The organism is Anaerosporobacter sp. (genome assembly GCF_031551385.1).
Lineage (GTDB): Bacteria > Bacillota > Clostridia > Lachnospirales > Lachnospiraceae > Anaerosporobacter.
Window position 1 is genome coordinate 1 of sequence record NZ_JAVBNS010000225.1, and the last position, 20,887, is coordinate 20,887.

A 20,887-nucleotide genomic window follows, 5' to 3' on the forward strand; every position below is an offset into this window, starting at 1 on the left:
GATTATATAGCAGTATCAATTAAAGAGCCCATTTCAGCATTAGTTTGGTTTTTTATAGCGGTTGTTATGGTTATTATCGGAACTTATCTTTTGTTTATTGCTGGTTCTGTTTTGGTTTGCCGTATTTTGCAAAAGAAGAAAAACTATTATTATAAAGCAAATCATTTTGTATCAGTATCCTCTATGGTTTACCGTATGAAACGCAATGGAGCAGGACTTGCATCAATCTGTATCCTTGCAACAATGGTACTTGTTATGATTTCTTCTACTGCCAGTCTATACTTTGGCGCGGAGGATTCTTTGAAAAAACTATATCCGAAAGAAATTAATATACAAACCAAAATGAAAGAGGTTGAAGATTTAAACAGTGAAAACATGGAAGTAATTCGTGATGCTGTTACAGAAATTTCTGAATTGTATGGAGTTAAGAAGGAGCATGTGGTAGATTACTATTCTGCTTCTGTTGCGGGATATCTTGAGAAAAATGTTGCTGAAACGGATTCTACAAAGGTAAATCAATTTAGTCTAAACACATTCGAGAATGTAGTTCAGTTTTATATTATACCAATTGCTGATTACAATCAGCTTATGAATGCATCAGAAACGCTTGAGAAAGATGAAATATTGCTATACACATACAGAACGAATTATACAGAAGACACGTTGACAATTAAGGGTGGAAATACGTTCAAAGTAAAAAAACATATTGATACATTTATTGATAATGGAGAGGCGGCGTTGAATGTAGTGCCATCGATATATGTGTTTGTATCGGATTTTGATACAGCGTTAGAAGGAATTAGAGAGCTTGAAGATCATAGAGGAAATAGAATGCTCTCGCTTAAATGGAATTATGAATTTGATACGCAGATTGATAGCGAGAAACAAGTTGAGTTGAGTGAAAAGCTTGGAGAAACCTTTAGAGAATTTTCAATTGCGGATTCACACGGCATCTATTCGTATATTTGCGATAGCCGTGAAGAACAAAGGGAAGGGTTTTATAGTCTCTATGGCAGTTTATTCTTTCTTGGAATTTTATTAAGTGTTGTATTTATCTTTGCGGCAGTTCTTATTATCTACTATAAGCAGATTTCGGAAGGTTATGAAGACCAAGCTCGTTTTGATATTATGCAAAAGGTCGGTATGACGAAGAAGGAGATTAGAAAGAGTATTAATTCACAGTTGCTGATGGTATTTTTTATGCCGTTAATTGGAGCAGGCATGCATCTTGCATTTGCATTTCCGATTATACGTAAGTTATTACTACTATTTAATCTCAATAATGTAACCTTATTTGCGGTTGTAACGCTTATTAGCTTCGTTGTATTTGCCTTGTTCTACACGCTTGTATATCGAGCTACTTCTAACGCTTACTATAATATTGTTAGTGGTGCGAAAGAAAGATAAATGGTAAAACATATAATATGTAGGGTATTTTGTTTGAATTGTATATGTTGACGTAAAAGTATCGTGATATTATAATGTGAAACTATATGATGATACAATGAATTTTGTAATCATCAAACATTATAATAACAAGGAGGACTTTTATATGTCATTTGAAAAAGACTTTGTATGGGGAGTTGCAACATCGTCGTACCAAATAGAAGGAAGAGGAAAAGACGATGGAAAAGGAGAGGATATCTGGGATGTGTATGTACGTGAGCCAGGTAAGATAAAGGAAGGTCACACAGGAGATGTGGCATGTGACCATTATAATCGTTTTAAAGAAGACGTGGCAATTATGAAACAGCTTGGCGTGAAAGCGTACCGATTTTCGATTAATTGGTCGAGAATTTTACCAGATGGAGTTGGAAGAGTAAATGAAAAAGGAATTCAGTTCTACAGCGATTTAATTGACTGCTTGTTAGAGAATGGAATTGAGCCATATATTACATTGTATCATTGGGAGTTGCCTTATGCATTACACTGTAAAGGTGGTTGGGCAAATCGAGAAATCGTACAGTGGTTTGGAGAATATGCGAAAGTGGTTGCGATGCACTTTTCTGATCGAGTTACAAAGTATTTTACATTGAATGAACCACAATGTTTTATTGGCCTTGGGTATGTTGCAGGAGAACATGCACCAGGATTAAAAGTAACTAACCGAGATAGTTTAGGTATGGCGCATAATGCAATGCTTGCGCATGGTCAGGCAACAAAAATGTTAAGAGAGTATGCGAAACAACCAATACAAGTAGGCTATGCGCCAACAGCAGGTGTTAGCTGCCCAGCAAGCGAGAAGCCAGAAGATATTGAAGCAGCAAAACAAACATTTTTCCGTTGTCCAGATATTGAAGAAAACTGGACTTGGAGTGTTAGCTGGTGGAGCGATCCTGTGATACGTGGTGAGTACCCAGAAGAGGGACTACGTAAGTATCATAAGTTCTTGCCTAAGATAACCAAGGAAGATATGAAGTTAATTTCACAGCCTTTGGATTTCTACGGACAAAATATGTACAATGGTTTTACCATAAAGATGGGTGCAGACGGAAAACCAGAGTATGTAGACCGTAAAGTCGGCTATGGGAAAACGGCAAACAGTTGGCCAGTTACTCCAGAGTGTATCTACTGGGGAACGAAGTTTTTATATGAGAGATATCAATTGCCAATCTTCATAACAGAGAATGGAATGTCTTGCCATGATATTGTTTCATTAGATGGAAAAGTCCATGATCCGAATCGTATTGATTTCTTGAATCGCTATTTATTACAGCTAGGAAAAGCGAAGGATGAAGGCATTGATATAAGAGGTTACTTTGAATGGTCACTAATGGATAACTTTGAATGGAATTGTGGCTATACAGAACGATTTGGTCTTGTACATGTTGACTATGAAACACAGCAAAGAATTATCAAAGATTCTGGCTACTGGTATCGTGATGTGATAATGAATAATGGGAAAAATTTATAACATAAATTAGAAAACACACTATGAAGAGATAATGAATCTTCATAGTGTGTTTTTTTCACGATATTGTAAAGGCGTTAACATAGTATGTTTTTTAAATAGATGAATAAAATGTGGTACATTCGTTATACCAACAGATTCCGAGATTTCATTAATTGTCTTATTCGTAGATATAAGTAATTGCTTTGCGACATCCATTCTTCGAACAATTAGATAATCAATTGGCGACTCGTGTACATAGTACTTAAAGTCTTTTGCCAGTTTGTATTTGTTATAGTTTAATTCAAGAGACAAGGAATCAAGCGTATGTTTTTCTACATAACGGTTTTGTAGAATCATCATCATCTGTTTTACGTGGTTTGGGATATAGCTTGCTTGGTTGAAGTCGGCGTTTTTCGTAAGGATTAGATTGGTAAGCAAAGACGTAAGTAACGAGGAGCGAAGCAGTTCAACTGAAACAGAGTCTTGCTCTTCGTAGGAAAAAAGTTTATGTAATGTTGAGATACTGTTGTTGTTCGGCGTGCAAGTGCAGAAGGGGATTCCGTTTTCATGAAATAATTCATAGTAGTAAGCTGTCTGCTGACCATTTAAGAAAGCAATTTCAAAATCCCAAGTTTGCTCTAGTAAATCAAGTTTTTGATAGTTTGCACAATCGAGAAAAAGAATGGTATGTTCTCCGATTATGTATTGTTTGTCTTGATAGGTTAAACGATAACGTCCCTTTTTGGTATAGAGCAGGAGAAAGGAATCCAGATTTTGCAGCTCCAAAGTAAAGGGGAAATTACGTGTTTCTTGTGCGAGCAATTCCAAGTAATAAAGGGAATTCATGGTGCACATGGTAGGAGAGGGAATATATGCTTTCTTGAAAAAATCATGTAAGGATATGTTCGGTGTTGAGATTTTTCCAGAAGGTATTTTCGTGTTAAAATTAGTTTTGTCAAATGTATCAGTGTAAGAAGAATGAAGTGATAGAACGGATTTGTTTAACCGAGTTAGAAAACTTGACATAAATACCTCCTTTATTTATTAGAATATATAAAAATAATTTACCTTAATTTAAGTATACCGAATACTTTGTAAGAATGCAAGAACAGTTACAGAGGAAAAGGATGTAATTTTGATAATCTGTTTCTGTAAAAAGCCAAGATAGTGTAAAAATAGCCAAGATAGTAGAGTGATTAAAATTTAGGTTAATATTAAAATTAAATTAAGCTAAAAAACAAAAAACAGAAACAAAAAGTTTGGCTACAGGCATAAACAGATTTATAAAGTAATTACGATAACAAAGTATAAGGAGGAGTGGCAACAATGGTAGAACAAGCAAAGCAAATGTTAAATGACAAGATTCTTCCGTTTTGGGAAGGTCTAAAAGACGATACGTATGGTGGGTTTTACGGTTGGTTAGATTATGAGCTGAATCTTGATAAAGAGGCAGTGAAAGGTTGTATCTTAAATAGTAGAATTCTATGGTTTTTCTCGAATGCATATTTGGTACTTCATGATAAAACATTGCTACCATTTGCAGAACATGCATATAAGTTTTTGAAACAGTATTGCATGGATAAAGAACATGGAGGAGTTTACTGGTCATTAAATTATGACGGTACAGTATTTGATAGTACAAAGCATACATATAATCAAGCATTTGCAATCTATGCATTATCTTCTTATTACGATGCAACGAAAGAGGAAGAAGCATTAAACATTGCTTACGATTTGGTTGAAATCATAGAATCGAAGTGTAGAGATGACGTAGGGTATTTAGAAGCATTTACATATAATTTCATGCCAGAAAACAACGATAAATTATCGGAGAATGGGGTGATTGCAGAGAAGACAATGAATACGCTATTGCATGTGTTTGAAGCGTATACCGAATTATATCGAGTGACAAGCGATGAAAAGCTTGCTGACAAGTTACGTTTTATCATGGAAGTATTCGAGAAGCAAGTATTTAACGAAGAGTTACGCAGACAAGAGGTGTTTTTTGATAAGAACATGAACAGTATCATTGACTTGCATTCGTATGGACATGATATCGAGACTGCTTGGTTGATTGATCGAGGTTGTGAAGTTCTTGGCGATGCAGCGTTAACAGAGAGAATGCATCGTATAACAGCCGTCTTGGAAGACCAGATTTATAACGTTGCTTATGTAGAACACTCCCTGTTAAATGAATGTGAAAAGGGAGAAGTAAACAAAAACAGAGTTTGGTGGGTGCAGGCAGAGGCAGTTGTCGGATTCTTGAATGCATATGAGAAGTCTAACGAGAAACGCTATATGGAAGCGGCTAAGGACATACTGAATTATATCACGACAAAAGTAGTGGATAAAAGAGAAGGGTCAGAGTGGTACTGGCAATTAACTGAAAATCATGAACCTGATACGGAGAAACCAATTGTTGAACCATGGAAATGTCCATATCACAACGGAAGAATGTGTTTTGAAATCATAAGGAGGAATAACGATGTTGCATAAAAATTATTATACAGAATTAAAGAAATACGAGGAACTAATTAATAAAAAGAATAAGGTGGCAGATTCCTATAATGGAATCTATGACCGTTATGAAAATCCAATCTTAACAAGAAACCATATTCCATTAACTTGGAAATATGACTTGAATGTAGAGACAAATCCATACTTTATGGAGCGTTTAGGCGTAAATGCAGTTATGAATTCAGGTGCAATCGAATTAAACGGAAAGTTCTATCTCGTTGTTAGAATTGAAGGAAATGATCGTAAATCCTTCTTTGGTGTTGCTGAAAGTGATAATGGTATTGATGGGTTTAAATTCTGGGATTATCCAGTGGAATTACCAGATACATGTGAAGAAGAAACAAATGTATATGATATGCGATTAACACAGCATGAAGATGGATATATCTACGGTACATTCTGTTCAGAGAGTAAGGATACAAAGGCAAATGACTTATCCGCAGCAGTTGCAGCAGCAGGTATTGTAAGAACGAAGGATTTAAAGACTTGGGAACGTCTTGATAATTTGAAAACATTGCGTTCACCACAACAAAGAAATGTTGTGTTACATCCGGAATTTGTGAATGGAAAATATGCATTCTATACAAGACCAATGGATGATTTTATCGATACTGGTTCAGGTGGTGGCATTGGTTTTGGATTGTGTGATGATATTGAACATGCTATAATTGAAGAAGAAATTATTACAAGCTGTAGAAAGTATCATACAATCACAGAAGTTAAAAATGGTGCAGGTGCAGTTCCAATTAAAACAGACAAAGGATTTATCCATATCGCTCATGGTGTAAGAAATACAGCAGCAGGTTTACGTTATGTTATCTACGCATTTGCAACGGATAGTAATGAACCTTGGAAAGTAATTGCAGAACCTTCAGGATTTTTGATTGCACCACTTGGAAGTGAACGAGTTGGCGATGTATCCAATGTTGTGTTTACAAACGGAGCAATTGCTAGAGAGAACGGAGATGTATATATCTACTATGCTTCTTCTGATACAAGAATGCATGTAGCGACAACGACAATTGATAAATTAATTGATTATGTGTTTAATACACCAACAGACCCACTTCGCTCTCCTGATTGTGTGAAACAAAGATGTGACTTAATTAGAAAGAATCTTGAGTATCTAAAAGAAGAAAAATGATTTGGGCGTCAAAAGGTTTATTTACGTGTTCAAATGAATATTGGGAAATATTTATTCATTTGAACGTAGGTGATATACTTGTGTAATATACGTTTATGATGCAAAACTTTGATATGTGTTTAAAGCGCATTCGTTAATATTCTCTAAAACAAAACACGCTACATACCTAAGAACTTCTAAGTGTGTACGGGAAGATATTGAAAGGTTACGGAAACGCCTTCGATTCGGCATCCTGCCTCAGCTCAGGCTGGCTCGGCGTCCATGCCTCGCCTTCCTAGGCTGTGAATGTACACACTAAGAAGTACTATAGGCATTACGCTATCGTTTTTTATTTAGAGAACATTAGCGAATACGCAAGCATAGATAACGAAGTTTTGCAGATTTATTTTGTTGATACACAAGTATGCACAAATTATGTATGAATAAATATTACCCAGCGCATTTTTTAAACATGAGCATGTATTCATTGTCAGCATGTTCATTACCTTTAGACACTCAAATCCAAAATAGAAGAAAAATAAGTAAGTGATATGCTAGGATGATGAAGCAGAGTTGCGTTAAAAACTTGCCTTGTCGTCCTAACATTTAATAGGGAGACAGAACGATTAATAGGAGGTTCATATGAGCTACTTAGAAAAATATAAAGAATGGTGTGAAAATCCATATTTTGATGAGGATACAAGAGCAGAACTGCTTGCGATAAATGAGGATGAGAGCGAAATACAAGACCGCTTTTATCGAGATTTGGCTTTCGGAACAGGTGGGCTACGTGGTGTGCTTGGAAACGGAAGCAATCGTATGAATATCTATACGGTTAGAAAAGCGACACAAGGTTTAGCAAATTATATCTGTAAAGAAGGCGGACAACAAAAAGGTGTTGCGATTGCATATGATTCTCGTTTGATGTCAACAGAGTTTGCCGAGGAGACAGCATTGTGTTTTGCGGCAAATGGGATTAAAGCATATGTATTCCCGTCATTACGTCCAACACCAGAGCTTTCCTTTGCAGTACGTAGACTTGGTTGCATCGCTGGTGTAGTAATTACAGCAAGCCATAACCCATCGAACTATAATGGATATAAGGTATATTGGGAAGATGGTGCACAGATTACATATCCGCTTGATACTCAGATTATAGATGAGGTAAATGCAATAACTGACTATGCAGTTGTTAAGACAATGCCAAGGGAAAAAGCTGAGGCAGAAGGATTATACGAAGTAATCGGAAGTGATATTGACGACGAATATATTGCGAAGATGAAAGAGCTTGTTTTGAATCCGGAGCAGTTACGTGAATATGCAAAACAGATTAAAGTTGTCTATACGCCATTACATGGTACAGGTCTTGTTCCTGTTACAAGAATCTTGAAAGAGATTGGATTTGAACAAGTATACGTAGTGCCAGAGCAAGAACAGCCAGATGGAAGATTTCCAACGATAAGTTATCCAAACCCAGAAGATTCTAAGGCATTTGCTATGGCAATCGAGTTAGCGAAGAAAGTAGATGCAGATATTATTCTAGCAACTGACCCAGATGCAGACCGTCTTGGTGTGTATGCGAAGAATTCTCAAACGGGAGAGTATGTATCGTTCTCTGGTAATATGTCAGGAATGCTAATTTGTGAGTACATCTTATCACAACGAAAAGAACTGAATAAGATGCCAGACAATGGTGCAGTTGTAACTACAATCGTATCGAGTAATATGGCAGCAGCAGTAGCGAAAGAATATGGTCTGGCTTGTATCGAAACATTAACTGGTTTCAAATATATTGGAGAGCAGATTAAGTTTTTTGAACAACAAAACGCATATCAATATCTCTTTGGATTTGAGGAAAGTTATGGTTGTTTAATTGGAACTTATGCAAGAGACAAGGATGCCGTATCAGCAGTTATGGCACTTTGTGAGGCAGCAGCATACTACAAGGCGCATAATCTTACGTTGTGGGATCAGATGCTTTGTATCTACGATAAATACGGTTACTATATGGAAGATTTACATACGATTACGCTTCAAGGGCAAGATGGAGCAGAAAGAATCAATCGTATTATGGATCGTTTCCGTACAGAGAGTATTCAAACCATTGCAGACGTAAAAGTGAATGCACTTCGTGATTACGAGAATGATGTAGTAGTTAATTATGAGACATTGGAAAGAACCGCAACAGGTTTACCAAAGTCAAATGTATTGTATTTTGATTTAGCTGATGATGTATGGTGTTGTGTTAGACCATCAGGAACAGAGCCTAAAATCAAGTTTTATATGGGAGTAAAAGCAAAATCGCTTGAAGAAGGAAGGGTATTGCTTGAAGAGTTGAAGCAAGCGATGAATACGTTTGCGGAAGAGACGAAGTAGAAGAGCGTAATTCCTCAACTAGAACAAAGAGTTTGCCACGTTATAACCGATTCTCAGTTATAACGTGGCAAACTTTTTGTAACTATATATTATTGATATTCAACGACATCTAACCATTTCATTAATAATTCTTTTTCTTCTGGTTTTTCTTTTGTTAACTGTGCAGCAGCAACAATTGGTAACCATGTTTGTACATAACGTTTTTCTGTTTTACTCTTCTTACAGAAAGTATCAAGATATAAATCTGCAGCTTTTGCATCTTCAAGAGAGAATAGAAGATAGGTTCTTGCAACGTCAGCACTGGCATTTCCTTGTGTAGCATGTACCCAATCTAGTACATAGAGTTTATCGCCAGATACGATGATATTCTTTGGATTAAAATCACCATGGCATACTTTAACATGCTTTGGCATTCCGTCTACACGTGTTAATAATTCGTACTTTTTACTTTCGTCAATAGAATTAAGACTATTGATTTGGCGAACAAGTTTATCTTTTAATTTGTTTAGTAATGGAGAGCGTTTAGAGTGAATCTCTAACTGCAAGTCCACCATCTGATCAATGTAGGTTTGTAATTTATCAGGATTCTCTTTCATTAAATCATATAGTGTCTTACCTTCAATGAAATTCATGCTAATAGCCCATTGTCCATCAATATGAGATACCTCGCTGATGGATGGAATATCTAATCCTGTTTCTTCGACGCGTGAGGTGTTTAATGCTTCATTCAATACTTCTGTTTTAGGAAAATCTTTATTAAATACTTTAATTGCAACATCCCCGTTTTGGTATACACTTGCATTGGTACCTTTTGATATTAATTTTTCTAATTTCATATGAATTGCTCCTCTCTTTATGTCATGCCTTTCAAGTTTACCATTATGTTACATGTAAGTAACCTTTTGGATTGAATATATTATACTACATTATGCTCAAAAAGTATAGTCTATTAAACGTAAAAATGTAAAAAATATATAAAAAGACATGAAAGTGTATGAGTTGACAAAGAAATTGATTGAAAAGTTGATAAATGTAGTGTGAAAAAGCGCAAATAGGTACAATTTCTTATTCAAAAGTAGAGAAAATGATAGAAATTGTGGATAATTTGTGATAAAATATAAACAAAGAAAAAGGGGGATTCAGAAATAAGATATACAAAAACAACAAAGGAGTGTCTTTTATGAAATATAACATAGGTAGAAGTTCAAACAGGGATGTAAATGCAGCAGTAAGAGAAGCTACAAAGAGTTTTAATAAGCCAAAACTAATTTTATTCTTTTCGGGGGTAGCTAATTTTAAGGAATATACAGAGGAGATATATCGATTGTTTCCAGAAAGTATAGCTGTTGGTTCGACAACGATTATAGAGATGTGCAGAGAGGGCGCATATAAAGATTCACTCCTAGCAATAGGAATAGAAGATGGAATTGAATGTTATGCAGATATTCTTGAACAGGTAGACCGCTATCCAATAAAATACGTAGACCGTGTTGAAAAATGTGTAAAGAAATTATCTAGCTTACAGAACTGCATATGCCTGGAATTCACGAATGCATTCTTAGGATGTGAGGAATCGGTACTTACGACTCTAAATTCTGTTCTTTTAGAGAAGCAGATACCAGTAGTTGGAGGAACAGCAGGTAATAATGCGGCAGAGGATGTAACGTTTGTATCCTACAATGGAAAAATTGTTGATAAATCTTGCGTATTCATATTAATTCGTAATATGGGTGGAAAAGTGCATTTCTTTAGAGAGAATATATATAAGCCGACAGGTAAAACGTTCGTTGCTACAAAGGTAGATAATCGAACAAGAACGGTGTATGAATATGATAATAGACCAGCAGCCGAGGTAATAGCGGAGGCGCTGAATACGACACTTGAGGGATTGCCAAAACGTCTTGATACGTCTTCGATGGGAAGAGTAATAGGTAACAAGATGTATATTACAGCGAATTGTAGCATATTAGAGAACAAAGCAATGATGTATCATGCTAGAGTTTACCACAATGCAAAAATGGCACTATTAGAGCCAGATGACTATAGAAGTGTTGTTAATGGTACATTAGAAAAGATAAAGACCCAAGTGCCAAAACGAAGTTTGACATTAGTTGTTCATTGCCTTGCGAGAACGTTATTGTTTGAAGGGGAAGGATATCTACAAGAATTTTCGACGTTATTAGGACGAGAACTTGGTGATTATGTTGGATTTTCTGGATACGGTGAACAGCTCAATCAACAGCATTTCAATCAAACAATGACAGTAATTGTTTTTGAATAGGAGACTTATTATGAACATATTTAAGAAGAATAAAAACGAGAGTAATCAAGAAATTGTAAAAATCGAGCAGCAAGTACCAGAGGATGCAAAGCATGTTCGATACGGAGTTAGACATATTGAAGAAAGAGTTGAAAACTTTATGAATGAGGAAGAAGATATAACAAAATATCTTGAAGCCATTCGAGAAGGATTTGATTCGACAACATTACAATTTGGAAGTATTAATGAGAACATAGATAGTACGCACAAGAACTTTCAAGAGTTTCATACCTATGCAAGCCAAGTAAATGATATTGTATCAAAATCAGATGATGCAATAGAACAAGCAGAGCATAAGATGGGAAAATTATCTAACCATATAGAGCAGAGTTGTTCCCAGTTAGGAAACATTACGAACACGTTTCACACATTAGAAAAAAACTTTGAGAATATTCAAGAGATGTCTAAGAACATTACAGGAATTGCTTCGAATACAAACCTGTTAGCATTGAATGCATCAATTGAAGCGGCTAGAGCAGGTGATGCAGGAAGAGGATTTGCTGTTGTAGCAGAGCAGATTCGTGAATTATCTACATCTACAGCAAAGTTGGTAGCAGGAATTGATGAATCGGTACAAGCGTTATTCGATAGTTTAGATGGATTAAAAAAAGAAATTGAAGAAACAAAAGGAACAATTCAAGCGAATCTAACATATGCTAATGATGTTAAGACTAATTTTGCACAAGTTACAGATTGCACGAAGGAAGTGAAAGAATTTAGCGGTAAAATTGTATCGCAAATCGGTGTTGCAGGAAACGAGATTCAATCTATTGCTAATGATACAACAGACATCTCTAGTGTAATACATAAATTAGGTAGCAGGCTAGATAAATTAAATGATAAAATGTCAAAAAAATCTGCATTACTATGCGAAGTAATTGATGTCTTACAACAGCTTGAAAATATTGTTGATGACGATATCAAGAGAGGATAATTCCTATTACGATTCGGATGCAAATAGTGGACTGTCGTGCTATAATAGAAGAATGATATTATAGACAATGGAGGACATTATGAAGAAATTACTATCGTTAGTAGTAGTACTTGTATTAAGTATGACTATGATAATCGGCTGTCAGAACAAAAAGGCAGCAAATGAAGATACAGCAACAATAAAAGTTGTAGCGTTAAAGGGTCCAACTGCTATGGGTATGGTTAAAATGATGGACGATGCGAAGACAACAAAGAATTATGAATTCCAAATCGCAGCAGCGGTAGATGAGATTACACCTTTGCTAGTAAAAGGTGAGGTTGATATAGCAGCGATTCCAGCAAATCTTGCTTCTGTATTGTATAACAACACGGAAGGTAATGTGAAAGTATTAGCGGTTAACACATTAGGTGTATTATATATAGTTGAAAATGGCGATTCCATTCAAAGCATTGCTGATTTAAAAGGAAAAACAATCTATACCAGTGGGAAAGGGGCTACACCAGAATATACCCTGAACTATATCTTAAAAGAGAATGGGATAGATCCGGAGAAGGATGTTACAATCGAATATAAATCAGAACATGCAGAATGTGTAGCTGTTTTAGCTAGTGAAGAAAATGCAATCGCTATGTTGCCACAGCCGTTTGTGACTACGGCTCAAATGAAAAATGATAAGATTCGTATAGCATTAGATATGAATACTGAGTGGGGGGCATTACAAACAGAGCAGGATAAGAGTGCGTTAGTAACAGGTGCTATTGTTGTTAGGACGCAATTCTTAGAGGAACATGCAGAACTTGTTAATGCGTTTTTAGAGAATTATAAAGATTCTGTTGCATATGTGAATTCTAATATAGAGGAAGCGGCAGTTATGATAGAAGAACAAGACATTATACCTGCTGCAGTTGCCAAAATCGCATTGCCGTACTGTAATATTGTTTTTATCGAAGGAGAAGAGATGGAAGCAATATTAAAAGGATATTACGCAGTTTTATTTGAACAGAACCCAAAAGCAGTTGGAGGAACAATACCAGATGATGCGTTTTACTATAAGAAGTAAAAGAAATATGCAACATGCAGGAAACAAAAAAGAAACAATTAAATTATGGGCAGTTATAGTTTGGCTGCTCATATGGGAGATAGCAAGTAGATTACTGAAACAGGAGATACTTTTAGTATCTCCTGTTTCGACTGCGAAGAGATTGCTTGAGATTGCAAGAGCGTGGGAATTTTTTCGAACGATATTGCATTCTATGATGCAGATTATCCTAGGATTTTTAGGAGCAACAGCGATAGGAATTGTGCTTGCGATACTTGGAAATCTGAATAGAAGAGTAGAAGAGTTCTTACAGCCTTTGTTTGGTGTGATGAAAGCAATTCCAGTAGCGTCATTTATTATACTTTGCTTAGTGTTTTTATCTTCCAAGAAACTATCAATCTTCATTGTATTCTTAATGGTATTGCCAATTATGTATACAAACATTCTACAGGGAATACAAAGTGTAGATAGGAATCTAATAGAAATGGCGGGGGTTTTTGAAGTTCCTTTGGTGAAAAGAATACGATACTTATATATACCAGCAATTTGGCCGTTTTTCTATGCAGCATGTAGAGTTGGAATTGGTTTCAGTTTCAAGTCTGGAATTGCTGCAGAGGTGATTGGAATTCCGAAAGGTACAATTGGTGAAAGACTATATGAAGCGAAGATTTATCTAGATACACCTGATTTGTTCGCATGGACGATTGTAATTGTGGTAGTCAGCATATTGTTTGAAAAACTCTTTTTATATGTATTGAAAAAGAGCTATCTTGGATTGTCGAAACGGACAGAGAAGAGGTGAGATAATGCAAATTACTGTGAAAAATATATGCAAAACATATGATAATCAGACTGTGTTAAAAGATTTGTCATGTAGTTTTTCTTCTGGAACGATTCATTGTATAATGGGAGAATCGGGAAAGGGAAAGACAACGCTACTTCGTATACTAATGGGATTAGAGAGAGCAGACAGTGGTGAACTGGTAGGATTAGAGGGTAAAAAGATTAGGGCGGTCTTTCAAGAGAATCGTTTATTAGAAGAGAATACAATAATGGATAATATATTGTTTGTTATGCCAGATAGCAATGATAAATTATATGATGAAATACGAAATGCATGTGAAATGGTTGGTCTTTCTGGTAATGAGAATAAGCCAGTGAAAGAATTAAGCGGTGGAATGAAGCGTAGAGTAGCAATACTTCGAGCATTTCTTAGTGAGTTTGATATAGTATTACTAGATGAACCGTTAAAAGGCTTAGATTTTGAGAATAAGCAAAGAGTTGTTCAGTTTATGAAATCAGTTATGAAGCAAAGGGACAAAGAGCAAATTATTATTATGGTTACGCATGATAAAGAGGATGTGGAATTAATAGAAGGTAGTGTCTGTTTATTGTAGACACTACCTTTAATTCTAGCAATTTCCGACGTCTAGCCCACTGTGATAGGAACGATTTCCGATTGCCTCAAGAAGCCGGTCGAATCGTGTATAATTAATAAATCCTTTTGATTTATTAGTAAAATAAGAATTAATATGCGACAATATTCCTTGATAGAAGACGCTTGCTTTACTATATAAATCATAGAAAGAGTCATTTGATTGCATACTAGTATTCCACGGATTTTGCCATGTGGAATTTGTTTGATTGAGCGCATCCATCGTATCAGTAAGAGAATCATGAATAATAAGGGAAGAAAGCATTTGCTCTTGTTTTAATAAATTCTCAATAGCTCGTACATTTTTCTGTTTTCGTCCTGTGCGGTCATGCAAGGCTAACGTTTCGATTTTCATAGCATTAATGGCGTTCTTAATTTTGCTAGGGCTAGTAATGTCAGAAGAATTTGTGTCGTGTAGGAAAGAACGAAACGTTTGGTTCACACTGATACTCATTAGGTTAGCAATAATTGATTTTTCTTTGCTAGATAGAGAAAATGTTTTGGAAGGATAGAACTTAGAAGGTGTTAGTCCCTTTCGTTCTAGCAGGAGCTGCTTGTCGATTAATCCTTCTAATGTAGCATGTACACTCATAGAAGTAGTATCTGAATTAGGAACAGTAGGTGAATAGCCTGTTCGATAATAGACATAAGGATGTACATGGGCATCTAAGGAATAATGGGCAAGTAATCCACATAGATATGCTAGTCCACAATCATATTCCTGATTAGTTAAGGTGGAAAGCTCTTCAAGGTAGTTTTGAAAAAATTGTGATACTTTATGTTCGTGCATATGATTTCCGACATTATATTCGGAAGGGCCAAGGAGAAGGGGCAAGTCAAATAAAAAAACATCTGGGCCTTGTAGTCCTAGTTTATAGGCATCTTGATTATGATATAAGATAGATTTGATTTCTTTAGCCTTAAGGCTTTGATACATATCAACTCCGTATAAATAGTGTGTTATGAAAGCTGGCATAGTGCCTCCTTATTAAATATGAAGTAGAAATGTTTTGGATTTCTATTGGGTTATTGGGTGAATTCTTATTGATAACTATAGTATAGCATGGGAATGAAAAAAAGATACAAAAGTATACTTTTTTAAGAAAGAGTTTATGGATAGGATGCTAAGTTTATGAAATATATTGTTATAGGGGAAATTTTTTCATATACGAAAACAAGGGGTTGCAATTGTTAGTTACCATGTATTATGATGATGCTATGAGTATTTTAGGATTGTGAGAGCATAAAAACGTGTAGCAATCCGTGTAGTAATTGGGAAGTAAATAACGTTTGACACTAACCTCATAATATGGATTAGATAAAGAGAAAGAAGCAAAAAAACAGCATTAACTTAGTACAATAAGAGTGCGTAAGATAGAGTATAAGCGAGTAGGAGGTAAGAAGATGGAGAGTAAAATGGCGAGAGAGGCTGCATATCAGTTGCTTGAAAAAAATATTATTGACACAATCCATGAATGGCAAGTGAAATTAGGCTATACAGAGGAAATGATACGAATCTATTACAACAGAGATTCACTAGAACATCTTGTAAAACTACCATTGCCTACTGTAGTGGAGGCGAAAGCATTCTTGATTGAATGGCGTGAAACGGCAGAGCATTTCGGGAAAATACGTCTAAGTAACAAGGAAGAACGGTTTTGCATCGGTATTCCAGCAGAAGGAACAAAGTATATCTATGAACTGAAGAAGAGAAGCACATTTTTAATAGATTTAATGAAAATATTAAAGGAATCTGATTGTACAATTGAGCACGTTATGGAAGTGTTCAAGAAGCAATCAGAAGATATTATATGTGAACACGTAGAAGGGGAAGAATTCGACTATGTGATTTACTACGCAGATGAAACGATGGATGCCTTTCGATATTGTTTTAGTTTTGGCGAAATGGGGGCATTCTATCATAGATTTTCTGCGTATGATTTTGAAACAATACATTAGGTTTGTTAATAGAATCGACATAATAATAAAAACGATGTATAATTTACTATAAACTAAAAAATACTTGTATAGAAAGTTGAAGAGAATGGAAAGTATAGCGAAGAAGATTAAATTTATGTGTCCCCAATGTAAATCAGAACATATGGTGACTTGTTATGGGCAATTAGGTCCGAATAAAAAAGATGAAGTAGTATCAAGTTCGGTATTTCAGTGGGATTGCGAAAGTTGTGGACATAAAGTTAAGTTAGTGTATCCAACAGCTTACTGTAATGTTGAGAAGGAATTCGTAGTATTCTTGCGTCCGAATGCTGTTGATGAGAGTTGCATTACAGAAGATGAGAAAGAATTGTTTACAGGTTTTACGATGCGTCTATGTAAAACAGCAGACACTTTTGTGGAGAAAGTACGTGTATTAGAGGCAGAACTTAATGACCAAGCGATAGAATTATTAAAATTAATAACATTTGCTAAAATTCATGCAGAGGATGACGGTATGCAGGATATCTATTTCTATCGTAAAAGCGAAAGTGGGAGTTTAGAGTTTACATTAATGTATCAAGATAATATAGATGGCATTGATATTGATTTAGCAATGTACCAGAATGTGTTGAATATTGTGAAAGAGGAGTTACCACCACTTGGTGATGATGTCTATTGCATTGATTTGAATTGGGCTGGAGCACAAGTTATGTAGATAGGTAATTGGTAATTGCGAAAGGAGACGCTTTACAATAGTATGCGGGAAGTAAGATTTAAGATGGAGAGAGAAAATCTTGTAAAGGCTGGTGACAAGATTGAAGTACTAGAGAAGAAATCATTTCACTATTATTATATTATAGAGCCAGCAGTTGCAATGTCAGGTTGTATTGGACCAGGCGAGCGTATTAAATCGAAATATGGAATTGTGAAAGAGATTGAACAGACAGATCGAGGATATTATGTCATTGTAGAGTTTAATGAATAGGATTTGCGATTCTATGTAGTGTAAAAAACATATTTTATATCATTGGTTGTGAGAAGTATTTGACATGAAGGTGTCTAATAGATTATTATAGTATTAGGATAATGTAAGCGCTTACATAATGTGAAAGAAGGGGTATATGATATGGACAAAACTTTGCAAGAGAACATATTTAAGTACATTGATGAATTACTTGAGAAGAGTACACCGGATAGACCTATTTGGAATATCGAGAAGATTCTTGAAGGAAAAAAAGCGGATTGGAACTATATTGATGGTTGCATGATTAAGGCGATTCTTGAAATGTATGCAATTACCGGTGAGAAAAAATACTTTGATTTTGCAGATGAATTCATTGACTATCGTGTTAGAGAAGATGGAACTATTGATGGTTACTCTGTAGAAGAACTTAATATTGATAACGTGAATGCTGGAAAAACCTTGTTTGAACTTTATGATTTAACTGGTAAAGAGAAGTATAGAAAAGCGATTGATTTGGTATATAGCCAAATTGAAAAGATGCCTCGTACAAAGGAAGGAAACTTTTGGCATAAGAATATCTATCCAAATCAAGTTTGGTTAGATGGCTTGTATATGGGACAACCATTTTATATGGAATATGAAACGAGATTTAATGATAAGAAGAATTATGATGACATCTATAATCAATTCTTCCAAGTAGTAAAGAATATGCGTGATGAGAGAACCGGTTTATACTACCATGCTTACGATTCTTCAAGAGAGATGTTTTGGTGTGATAAAGTTACAGGTTTATCATCGAACTATTGGTTACGTGCACTTGGTTGGTATTCAATGGCTTTGCTTGATACGCTTGATAAAGCAGATTCGTCTGCAAGTGAATCATATGAGAAGATGAAAACAATTTTCGTGGATTTAATGGATGCGATGTTACGTTACCAAGATGAAAGTGGTATGTGGTATCAAGTTGTAAATCTTGGTGGTATGGAACGTAACTATCTAGAGACAAGTGGTAGTTCCATTATGGCGTATGCTCTGCTTAAAGGTGTAAGACTTGGATTCCTTCCAGAATCCTATGTGGAATATGGTAAGAAAGCATTCAATGGTGTTTGTGATAAATACCTTAACATGGAAGAAGGAAATATGCATCTTGGCGGTATCTGCTTAGTAGCTGGTCTTGGTGGAGCTGGAAATCGTCCAGGTACATTTGACTATTACATGTCAGAGCCAATTGTAAATGATGATGCAAAGGGTGTTGGACCATTCTTGCTTGCCTATACAGAAATGTTGCGTTTAGGATAAGCGTAACTTTGAAGAGTATAGTTCCCCAAAAGTTAATGACATAATAAAAGATAAGGTGCTACTGCAAAAATTAGATGAATACATGTATCGTAATTCACTAATGTTACAGTAGCACCTTGTTTATTATTCTTCCCAAAGGGAATTCATCTTTTCTTTGATTCGTTGACTACGTGACATCGTTTCTTCTTCATTAATTATATAGGTGTTATTAACATATTGAATATAATCACCTTCTTTTGCTTCTTGTGGCAATTGAAAACGTGGAATGGTAATAAAGCTACCGTTTTCGTGCTCGCAAACAGCAAAAGAACCTTCAAAGCGGTCAATACATATCATGGATAAGCTCCTTTCTGTTTAACTAGCAGGTTTACATGTTTTACATGGTTCGTAGCCTGCCTTTTTGGCTTTTTCTATAGTTGTTTTTGTGTTGCTACTATCGAGGTGACGACAACCATGTTTGTGATATTTACTTCCAGTATCGGTGATGTAAACAACATTTGATTCGTTGCTAGAATCATCGTTGGTATCTGTTTTCGTTGTTGTGGAAGCCTTTGTTGCAGAAGTAGATGCGGTTTCACTTAAATCAGAGGCTTTCGCAGTAAATGTAATTTTACTACCAGTGCTTGTTGCGATTATAGTTCCACTTTCGTCAGTGCGATAGGTGGTGATTTTGTTTTTCTTTAATAAACTTAGTGTTGAATCACTTGGGTGACCATAAGAATTATTGCCAACACTGATTACAGCATAAGTTGGTGTAACTGCGTCTAATAACTCAGCAGTTGTACTTGTTTTACTTCCATGATGACCGCAAAGTAAAACGTCAGAATCAAGTGCTTGTTTATTTTCTAGGATATCAGAAATCGCTTCGGCTTCACAGTCCCCAATGAAAAGAAAACTGTTATTACCATTAACTAAACGAAGGCTAATGGAATGGTTGTTTAAGTTAGAACCATATGTAGTTGAGTTGGGAGCTAATAAAGTGAATGTAGCATTTCCAAGCGTGTATGAATTTCCAACAACAGGTTTCGTGATTTTTAGATTGTTACTAGCGATGGTATCTAGTAAAGTTTCAAACACTTTAGTAGTATTGGCTTTGGATGGCATAATAATTTTGCCAACAGTAAAGGTATTAACTACCTCTGAAGCAGCACCAATATGGTCTGCATGGGGATGTGTTAAGATTAGATAATCTAGCTTTTTGACTTTTTGTGTATTCAGATAGTTTACAACGGTATCGACATCGTCGACATCACCTGCATCGATTAGCATATAATGATGATCTGATTCGATTAATATGGAATCGGACTCACCAGTGTCGATATAGTGAACCTTCATCGTTGCGCAAGAATCAGCAGTATCTGTGTTGGTTGTACAACCACTTAGGATGAAAATGAGTATTGTAACAAACGCAAGATAGAAACGTTTTTGTTTTTTCATATGTGTACTCCTCTGTAATAGTATTCTTTGGTAGAATTAGCAAACTAAATGTTGCTCTTAATAAAATGATATCATATAATACCTTTCAAGGGAAGTGCAGATTAGTACATATGTTTTGTTTTTTTGTAGATGGGAAATGTATAGAAAAAAGGAAAGGTTATATTAGTTGACAAAAAAGATTAATTTAATTATCATATATGTATAGAAAATGAAATTTATTTAGTGGAAACTATATAGATTATATAAGAAAATTTAAAATAAAGTAACTGGTAATTGTTTGGTTTGCATATGAACTGGATTTAAGCATTGAAACATGTATAGGTGTATGGATGAAAAAGAAAGAAAAAAAAAGAAAATATTCGCAGATAGTATATTTGTTTTGGATTTATGCAGGACTAATTGTTGTAGTCTTAGGCGTATTTTTTATTGTTATTGATGCGGTTTATAAGTCAAATATTTATTCAGATGCAAAGACTTTAACAACTACATTTTGTACATCTATAGAGAATGCTGTGGAAGCGGAACTGAATAAGATGTCAAACATAGCGATAAATGTTGAGTATTCCGATGTTATCCGAGATAGTTTCGATAATGAAGGGTATCGCGGTGAGG

19 protein-coding genes and 1 pseudogene are annotated in these 20,887 nt (G+C 35.3%); 15 read left to right on the forward strand and 5 right to left on the reverse strand.

Features of this window, described 5'->3' with window-relative positions; translation table 11 throughout:
- Both RMR19_RS17155 and RMR19_RS17160 read left to right on the forward strand, forming a co-directional pair.
- On the forward strand, positions 1-1,407 hold a 1,407-nt coding region (locus RMR19_RS17155; RefSeq protein ID WP_310604727.1), incomplete at its 5' end, for an ABC transporter permease.
- A gap of 145 nt (positions 1,408-1,552) precedes the next feature.
- A complete protein-coding gene (locus RMR19_RS17160; protein ID WP_310604728.1) occupies positions 1,553-2,914 on the forward strand; it encodes a GH1 family beta-glucosidase in 1,362 nt (453 codons plus the stop codon).
- A gap of 39 nt (positions 2,915-2,953) precedes the next feature.
- On the opposite strand, the gene RMR19_RS17165 is transcribed toward RMR19_RS17160, so the two are convergent.
- The gene (locus tag RMR19_RS17165; protein ID WP_310604729.1) at positions 2,954-3,679 is read right to left on the reverse strand and encodes a helix-turn-helix transcriptional regulator; all 726 of its coding nucleotides are present in this window, start codon (positions 3,677-3,679) and stop codon (positions 2,954-2,956) included.
- 540 nt (positions 3,680-4,219) lie between these two features.
- Between RMR19_RS17165 and RMR19_RS17170 the strand changes: the two genes are divergently transcribed.
- From RMR19_RS17170 to RMR19_RS17180, 3 genes are all read left to right on the forward strand, one after another.
- A complete protein-coding gene (locus RMR19_RS17170) occupies positions 4,220-5,389 on the forward strand; it encodes an AGE family epimerase/isomerase (RefSeq protein WP_310604730.1) in 1,170 nt (389 codons plus the stop codon).
- On the forward strand, positions 5,379-6,554 hold the full coding sequence (locus tag RMR19_RS17175; RefSeq protein ID WP_310604731.1) for a glycoside hydrolase family 130 protein: 1,176 nt from the start codon (positions 5,379-5,381) through the stop codon (positions 6,552-6,554). The genes RMR19_RS17170 and RMR19_RS17175 overlap by 11 nt, the downstream gene beginning before the upstream one ends.
- 621 nt (positions 6,555-7,175) lie before the next feature.
- Positions 7,176-8,909, forward strand: coding sequence for a phospho-sugar mutase (locus RMR19_RS17180; protein ID WP_310604732.1), 1,734 nt, complete (start codon positions 7,176-7,178; stop codon positions 8,907-8,909).
- Between the two features lie 89 nt (positions 8,910-8,998).
- Here RMR19_RS17180 and RMR19_RS17185 read toward each other — a convergent pair whose 3' ends face one another.
- Complete coding sequence (locus RMR19_RS17185; protein ID WP_310604733.1) at positions 8,999-9,745, reverse strand: aminoglycoside phosphotransferase family protein; 747 nt, start codon at positions 9,743-9,745, stop codon at positions 8,999-9,001.
- 344 nt (positions 9,746-10,089) lie between these two features.
- Here RMR19_RS17185 and RMR19_RS17190 point away from each other — a divergent pair, with 344 nt between their 5' ends.
- The 5 genes from RMR19_RS17190 (at position 10,090) to RMR19_RS17210 (ending at position 14,599) form a co-directional block, all read left to right on the forward strand.
- Positions 10,090-11,190, forward strand: a complete 1,101-nt coding sequence (locus RMR19_RS17190; RefSeq protein ID WP_310604734.1) for an FIST signal transduction protein — start codon at positions 10,090-10,092, stop codon at positions 11,188-11,190.
- Between the two features lie 10 nt (positions 11,191-11,200).
- The gene (locus RMR19_RS17195; RefSeq protein ID WP_310604735.1) at positions 11,201-12,163 is read left to right on the forward strand and encodes a methyl-accepting chemotaxis protein; all 963 of its coding nucleotides are present in this window, start codon (positions 11,201-11,203) and stop codon (positions 12,161-12,163) included.
- A 79-nt stretch (positions 12,164-12,242) separates the two neighbouring features.
- Positions 12,243-13,223 (forward strand): ABC transporter substrate-binding protein, encoded by a 981-nt coding sequence (locus tag RMR19_RS17200; RefSeq protein ID WP_310604736.1) that lies wholly within the window; start codon positions 12,243-12,245, stop codon positions 13,221-13,223.
- Positions 13,198-14,004 (forward strand): ABC transporter permease, encoded by an 807-nt coding sequence (locus tag RMR19_RS17205; RefSeq protein WP_310604737.1) that lies wholly within the window; start codon positions 13,198-13,200, stop codon positions 14,002-14,004. The genes RMR19_RS17200 and RMR19_RS17205 overlap by 26 nt, the downstream gene beginning before the upstream one ends.
- A 4-nt stretch (positions 14,005-14,008) precedes the next feature.
- Positions 14,009-14,599 carry an ATP-binding cassette domain-containing protein gene (locus tag RMR19_RS17210; protein WP_310604738.1) on the forward strand — a complete coding sequence of 197 codons (591 nt, stop codon included), beginning with the start codon at positions 14,009-14,011 and terminating at the stop codon, positions 14,597-14,599.
- A gap of 15 nt (positions 14,600-14,614) precedes the next feature.
- Here RMR19_RS17210 and RMR19_RS17215 read toward each other — a convergent pair whose 3' ends face one another.
- Positions 14,615-15,613: a hypothetical protein gene (locus tag RMR19_RS17215; protein ID WP_310604739.1), complete on the reverse strand. Its 999-nt coding sequence runs from the start codon at positions 15,611-15,613 to the stop codon at positions 14,615-14,617.
- Positions 15,614-16,041: 428 nt separating this feature from the next.
- On the opposite strand from RMR19_RS17215, the gene RMR19_RS17220 reads away from it, so the two are divergent.
- The 4 genes from RMR19_RS17220 to RMR19_RS17235 all read left to right on the forward strand — a co-directional run bounded on the left by RMR19_RS17220 (position 16,042) and on the right by RMR19_RS17235 (position 18,838).
- The gene (locus RMR19_RS17220) at positions 16,042-16,596 is read left to right on the forward strand and encodes a DUF3877 family protein (RefSeq protein WP_310604740.1); all 555 of its coding nucleotides are present in this window, start codon (positions 16,042-16,044) and stop codon (positions 16,594-16,596) included.
- Between the two features lie 85 nt (positions 16,597-16,681).
- On the forward strand, positions 16,682-17,290 hold the full coding sequence (locus tag RMR19_RS17225; RefSeq protein ID WP_310604741.1) for a CpXC domain-containing protein: 609 nt from the start codon (positions 16,682-16,684) through the stop codon (positions 17,288-17,290).
- Positions 17,291-17,332: 42 nt separating this feature from the next.
- A complete protein-coding gene (locus tag RMR19_RS17230) occupies positions 17,333-17,560 on the forward strand; it encodes a hypothetical protein (protein ID WP_310604742.1) in 228 nt (75 codons plus the stop codon).
- Between the two features lie 141 nt (positions 17,561-17,701).
- The gene (locus tag RMR19_RS17235; RefSeq protein ID WP_310604743.1) at positions 17,702-18,838 is read left to right on the forward strand and encodes a glycoside hydrolase family 88/105 protein; all 1,137 of its coding nucleotides are present in this window, start codon (positions 17,702-17,704) and stop codon (positions 18,836-18,838) included.
- A gap of 123 nt (positions 18,839-18,961) precedes the next feature.
- On the opposite strand, the gene RMR19_RS17240 is transcribed toward RMR19_RS17235, so the two are convergent.
- Together RMR19_RS17240 and RMR19_RS17245 are read right to left on the reverse strand one after the other, a co-directional pair.
- Entirely contained in the window at positions 18,962-19,174 is a 213-nt protein-coding gene (locus RMR19_RS17240; protein WP_310604744.1) for a DUF3006 domain-containing protein, read from the reverse strand.
- An 18-nt stretch (positions 19,175-19,192) separates the two neighbouring features.
- Positions 19,193-20,275 (reverse strand): ComEC/Rec2 family competence protein, encoded by a 1,083-nt coding sequence (locus RMR19_RS17245; RefSeq protein ID WP_310604745.1) that lies wholly within the window; start codon positions 20,273-20,275, stop codon positions 19,193-19,195.
- 329 nt (positions 20,276-20,604) lie between these two features.
- On the opposite strand from RMR19_RS17245, the pseudogene RMR19_RS17250 reads away from it, so the two are divergent.
- Positions 20,605-20,887, forward strand: a pseudogene (locus RMR19_RS17250) (hypothetical protein); the annotation flags it as partial.

Bases quoted from the DNA above. Each gene is read 5' to 3' on its own strand.
- RMR19_RS17205 (WP_310604737.1), top strand. From the start codon at position 13,198: ATGATGCGTTTTACTATAAGAAGTAAAAGAAATATGCAACATGCAGGA.
- RMR19_RS17180 (WP_310604732.1), top strand. From the start codon at position 7,176: ATGAGCTACTTAGAAAAATATAAAGAATGGTGTGAAAATCCATATTTT.
- RMR19_RS17195 (WP_310604735.1), top strand. From the start codon at position 11,201: ATGAACATATTTAAGAAGAATAAAAACGAGAGTAATCAAGAAATTGTA.
- RMR19_RS17185 (WP_310604733.1), bottom strand. From the start codon at position 9,745: ATGAAATTAGAAAAATTAATATCAAAAGGTACCAATGCAAGTGTATAC.
- RMR19_RS17210 (WP_310604738.1), top strand. From the start codon at position 14,009: ATGCAAATTACTGTGAAAAATATATGCAAAACATATGATAATCAGACT.
- RMR19_RS17245 (WP_310604745.1), bottom strand. From the start codon at position 20,275: ATGAAAAAACAAAAACGTTTCTATCTTGCGTTTGTTACAATACTCATT.
- RMR19_RS17230 (WP_310604742.1), top strand. From the start codon at position 17,333: ATGCGGGAAGTAAGATTTAAGATGGAGAGAGAAAATCTTGTAAAGGCT.
- RMR19_RS17170 (WP_310604730.1), top strand. From the start codon at position 4,220: ATGGTAGAACAAGCAAAGCAAATGTTAAATGACAAGATTCTTCCGTTT.
- RMR19_RS17225 (WP_310604741.1), top strand. From the start codon at position 16,682: ATGGAAAGTATAGCGAAGAAGATTAAATTTATGTGTCCCCAATGTAAA.
- RMR19_RS17175 (WP_310604731.1), top strand. From the start codon at position 5,379: ATGTTGCATAAAAATTATTATACAGAATTAAAGAAATACGAGGAACTA.
- RMR19_RS17200 (WP_310604736.1), top strand. From the start codon at position 12,243: ATGAAGAAATTACTATCGTTAGTAGTAGTACTTGTATTAAGTATGACT.
- RMR19_RS17235 (WP_310604743.1), top strand. From the start codon at position 17,702: ATGGACAAAACTTTGCAAGAGAACATATTTAAGTACATTGATGAATTA.
- RMR19_RS17190 (WP_310604734.1), top strand. From the start codon at position 10,090: ATGAAATATAACATAGGTAGAAGTTCAAACAGGGATGTAAATGCAGCA.
- RMR19_RS17160 (WP_310604728.1), top strand. From the start codon at position 1,553: ATGTCATTTGAAAAAGACTTTGTATGGGGAGTTGCAACATCGTCGTAC.
- RMR19_RS17215 (WP_310604739.1), bottom strand. From the start codon at position 15,613: ATGCCAGCTTTCATAACACACTATTTATACGGAGTTGATATGTATCAA.
- RMR19_RS17240 (WP_310604744.1), bottom strand. From the start codon at position 19,174: ATGATATGTATTGACCGCTTTGAAGGTTCTTTTGCTGTTTGCGAGCAC.
- RMR19_RS17220 (WP_310604740.1), top strand. From the start codon at position 16,042: ATGGAGAGTAAAATGGCGAGAGAGGCTGCATATCAGTTGCTTGAAAAA.